At 69.1% G+C, this 4,356-nt stretch carries 3 protein-coding genes; all 3 read left to right on the top strand.

Annotated elements, in window-relative coordinates:
* Positions 1 to 225: 225 nt before the first annotated feature.
* The 3 genes from ACN675_RS27940 to ACN675_RS27930 all read left to right on the top strand — a co-directional run bounded on the left by ACN675_RS27940 (position 226) and on the right by ACN675_RS27930 (position 4,272).
* Positions 226 to 2,385: a type IV secretory system conjugative DNA transfer family protein gene (locus tag ACN675_RS27940; RefSeq protein ID WP_420753912.1), complete on the top strand. Its 2,160-nt coding sequence runs from the start codon at positions 226 to 228 to the stop codon at positions 2,383 to 2,385.
* 124 nt (positions 2,386 to 2,509) lie between these two features.
* Positions 2,510 to 2,860, top strand: coding sequence for a hypothetical protein (locus ACN675_RS27935; protein ID WP_420753911.1), 351 nt, complete (start codon positions 2,510 to 2,512; stop codon positions 2,858 to 2,860).
* Between the two features lie 2 nt (positions 2,861 to 2,862).
* Positions 2,863 to 4,272, top strand: a complete 1,410-nt coding sequence (locus ACN675_RS27930) for a ParA family protein (protein ID WP_420753910.1) — start codon at positions 2,863 to 2,865, stop codon at positions 4,270 to 4,272.
* Positions 4,273 to 4,356 lie beyond the last annotated feature (84 nt).

The following is a 4,356-nucleotide window of genomic DNA, read 5'->3' as shown; positions in this document are numbered from 1 at the left end:
GCCCGACGGTCGACATACGAAGGCAGGCGACGATCTCCCTGAACGTGTTTGCAGGATCGGGAATTCGATGACCGGAGTCGTGGGTGAACGTCCCGGAACCATCCCCGCTGTCGGGCTCCGCTCCGTGGGGTACCCCCGTTGGGGATTTCGCGGAGTTCTGCCACGGTGCTCGACATCGTCATCCCGGGCGATGTTCGGAAACTGTCGGAACGAAAGGCACAGGCGGTGAGCGGAAGTCCCGACCCACTCAAGGACTGGTTGGTCGCGACGTGGCGTGACACGGTCGGTGATCACGGCCCCGTGCGCGGCCAGCAGGTCGGCGAGGACGGCCGGCCGACGCGCGTCGCCCGCTTCGTCCCGCTCTCGCCGATCGTCGGGGTGGCCGCGGCCGCGGGTGTCTGCGCCCCACGGATCGCGTCGGCGACTTCTGCCAACGGGACCGTCCTCGAGGTGCTGTCGACGCTGTACAGCTACCGACTGCTGCTCATCGTCGCTGCCACCACAATCGTCACCGTCGACGTCCTGCGCTACCGCTCACACCGGTGGTCGCGGACCCTCGAATCCCTGGTGCGACAGGGCACCTGGCAGCTGCCGAAGAAAGTCACCGTGTCGTTCCCCACCGGGTGGCGCATGATCCGCCGCGCAACGATCACGATGTACCGCGGCACGGTCATCAGGCCCAAGCAGTTCGAGGAGCTGTCCCGCGCGATCAAGGCGGCCTTCCCCGGTAATACGCGGTGGGAGATCAAGGTTCGGCACGACGCCCACCGTGACCGCATCATCGTCACCCGCGAAGCGATCATCCCCGATACCCGGTCGGACCGGCAGAAGGCACTGCAAGGTGCGCTCGACGCGGCCTCGATGTTCACCGACCCGAAGGTCACCGTCGAGACCCGCGACTCCGGCGGCATCGAAACCGGCTACCGCATCGCCTTCGCGCGTTCGATGAACGCGGGCGTTCGAGGCTTCCAGCTCAAGGTCGAGGAAGCGCTCGCCTCCCTGGCCGGCCCGCACGAGTCCGGTCGAAACTGGACCAGCGACTGGTATCCCGATCAGGGCTACCTGGTGATGCGTCTGGTCACCGCCATGCCCGAGCGGGTGGATCATCCGCTCGCGCTGGTCGATGAGAACCTGCGGCATCTGCCGTATGCGACCGGGGCCGCGGACCGGATCATGTTCTGGGATGTGTCCACCAGCTCGAACAAGCCGCACTGCCTGATCGTCGGGCCCACCGGTGGCGGGAAGACCTCGGTGATCCGCACGCTGCTCACCGAGGCCGCGCGGCGCGGTATTCCGTTCGTCGGGGTCGATCCGAAGATGATCGAACTCGACGGTCTCGAGGGCTATCCGGGGTGTGGGGCGATCATCTACGACGCGCTGCGCGCAGCGATGTTCGTGCGTTCCCTGCACGCGGAGATGATGGCGCGCAACGCCTACATCCATCAGATGAAGATCGAGGGCTCGCAGCTGCCGTTGATGATCGCGGTGCTCGACGAGTTCTTCATCCTGTCGGGTAAGTGGCAGCGCCTGGCCAAGACCGGCGACGACGAGACGAAGGCGTTGCTCAAGGAGCTCGATCCGCTCGGGGCGTGGGCGGATCTGGCGGTGCTCGCCCGCTCGGCCGGCATCCGCCTGCTGCTCGGGGTGCAGCGCCCGGACGCCTCGTTGTTCGGCGGCGCGTCCGGTAACGCGCGGGACAACTTCGGCACCCGCATCAGTCTCGGCAACCTCTCCCAGGACGGCGCGTTGATGATGTGGGGCGACTCGACGGTCGGCCGGGAGGTCGACACCTCGGTCAAGGGTCGCGGTATCGCGCTCGGCGACGACGGCAGTCCGGTCGATGCGCAGATGTGGTGGACCCCGAACGTGGACCGGCATCCGAACAAGTGGAATCAGCTGTCGGACAGCGAAAAAGCGATCATCGAGGGCTTGATACCGACCGAGGCGCCGCAGTTCACCTGCTACTCGCCGGAGCTGGCCGCGTTCATCGAGTCCGAACGCGCGCTGGCCACGCGTGCACGCAGCCACGGCAGCGTGCCGGAGCCGATCATCCTCGGTGGTGCGGGAACCAGCGAGGTCGACGCGGTGTCGATGAGCGCATCCGAGCCCGAATCCGCACCGGAACCCGCACCCGAGGACGAGGACTTCGCCGATGTCATCCCGGCATCGAGCGTGCAGCCCGGACAGACCGTGCTGATCGACAACGCGGACGGCGAACTGGTCCCGGTCACCGTCGATGCGGTCGAGGTGCGTCGCGGGAAGAAGGGCGAGGTCACCTCGACCGTTCTGACCGTCGGCACCGGTCGCGTGAAGACCCGCATCACCTTCGACGCGACCGGTGTCGTCGTCCTGCCCGAACCCGACCTCGCAGGAGTAAGCCCATGACCTGCCGACACCACCCCGCCCGAGCGCCCACCCGTCGCCGCCCAGTCGTCGGTCGAATCACACTGCGCCGACCGTTCTTTCACCCCTTGAACCGCACCCGTAGTCACCACCGGAAGGACCCTCGATGACCCGCCGCATCTCCCAGTCGATCACCCCCACCGCCGACGACGTCGCCGCACTGCGCGGACCGTTCGTCTCCAAGGGCGCCAACGATCCGGTGATCAAGGCGCTGCGCGACTACTTCAAAGAGACCGCGCCGCTGTGGCTCGCCAAGCTCGACGAGAAGCAGGAACTGACCCGCGAACGCCTCGCCGAGATCCGCGACGCCACCATCAAACGCCGCGCGGTCATCGAAGCACTGCCCGCAGGCCCGGCCCGCGACAAAGCGCTGGCCGAACTCGCCCAGACCGAGTCCGTCGTCGACGAGATGGACACCGCGCTGGCCGGCGCCGGTGCCTTCGGCGGGATCAACTAACGATGGCGCCGACCGTCGAGATCGAGGCGACCTCCGCGACTACAGCCCGCGCCAGGCTCACCGGTGCCGACGTACCACCGATGGACCTGAGCGCGACCGAGGACAAGGCCCTCGCTGCCGTCGTGCACGAGTTCGTGCGCACCCTCGCAGAGGGGCAGCAGGCCGCCGTCGAGGTCGTCTACCGGACGGGCAAAGACACGCGGTTCCTCACGGTCGGCCCCGACGGCAAACTCACCGAAACCGCACCGAGCGTGCCGATCCCGGTCATGGCACCCGAACCCGACCCGCCCGCCACGGAGACTGTCGCCGCGCAACCGCCCGGACCGGTGACCGTGCCCGCCGAACCGATCGCCTACACCACGCCCACACAGGTGCCACAAGGCGTTCAGCGGCCCGCCCAGCCACCTACGGTGCCCGCCCCCACCCAGGTGACCACGCGGCCCGCAGCGTCGCTCACAGGGTCGATCAGCGGCCGATTGCCCGCGTTCTCCGCGCCGTCCGTTCCCGGTGTGGACCCCGCGGCGCACAGGCCGGCCCGCATCGGTATGCGCGGCCGCCTCAACGCGATGCTCGGCCTGAAGCTCGCCCCGAAAACCGACTCGCGCGAGATACGGCTGCGCGCAGCCCAGAACACGATCGCCGGCCCCGTTCCGGAGGACGCGGTCATCACCTTCGCCAACGTCAAAGGCGGGGTCGGCAAGACACCCCTGGCGATCGCCCTGGCCGAGACGATCGCCGAGTACCGCGGGCCCGCCACGGTCGCCTGCCTGGACCTCGGGGAGATCGGCGGCAGCTTCGCCGAGCGCCTGGCGGTTCCCCCGACCACCGGGCAGGACGCGGCGTCACTGCTCACCGATCTCGCCGCCGCCGCGCCCCGGGTGCGCCCGTCCACCCTGACCCGCTACCTGACCCGCCAGCCGAACGGGTCGTACGTCGTGGCCGGACCCACCGGGGCCGCGACACCGCTGAGCTACGACGAGGCCGCCATGCTGGCGGCGCTCCTCGGACGCCACTACGACCTGCTGCTCGCCGACACCGGCAACGCCACCCACTCGGGGAGCTGGCGGTGGGCGATCGCCTCGGCGCACGCGGTGATCGTGCCGCTGCCGCTGCGCCGCGACGCCGCGGTGTCGGCCCAGCGCACCCTGGCCACGATCTCCGCGCTCCACCCCGACGTGCTCGCCCGCACCGTCGTCGTCATCACGGACGGGCCGGGGGACGCGCCGATGGTCGAAACCGACGTCGTCGATGCCTTCTCGGAGCTCGGGGTGCCGGTCTGCCGGATGCCGTTCGAGCCGCTGTTCGCCTCCGGTGAGCGCATCGCACTGAGTCACCTGCGGCGCGACACCCAGGACGCGCTGACCGTCCTGGCCGCCACGGCCGTCCACCTGACGGCGGGCGCCGTGGACTGATGCGTTGGCCAGGAACCGTTTTCGGCCGGGCGTGAGGTGCTCCACCTTGACTCGTCCCGATTCCTGACCAGACCCGGCCCTTCC

The sequence above is a fragment of the Rhodococcus sp. O3 genome (genome assembly GCF_048897285.1).
Classification (GTDB): domain Bacteria; phylum Actinomycetota; class Actinomycetes; order Mycobacteriales; family Mycobacteriaceae; genus Rhodococcus.
The sequence above is the reverse complement of the archived record's forward strand: the minus strand, read 5'-3'. Positions and strand labels throughout refer to the sequence as shown.

Coding starts and splice junctions, on each gene's coding strand:
- ACN675_RS27935 (WP_420753911.1), top strand. CDS start 2,510: ATGACCCGCCGCATCTCCCAGTCGATCACCCCCACCGCCGACGACGTC.
- ACN675_RS27930 (WP_420753910.1), top strand. CDS start 2,863: ATGGCGCCGACCGTCGAGATCGAGGCGACCTCCGCGACTACAGCCCGC.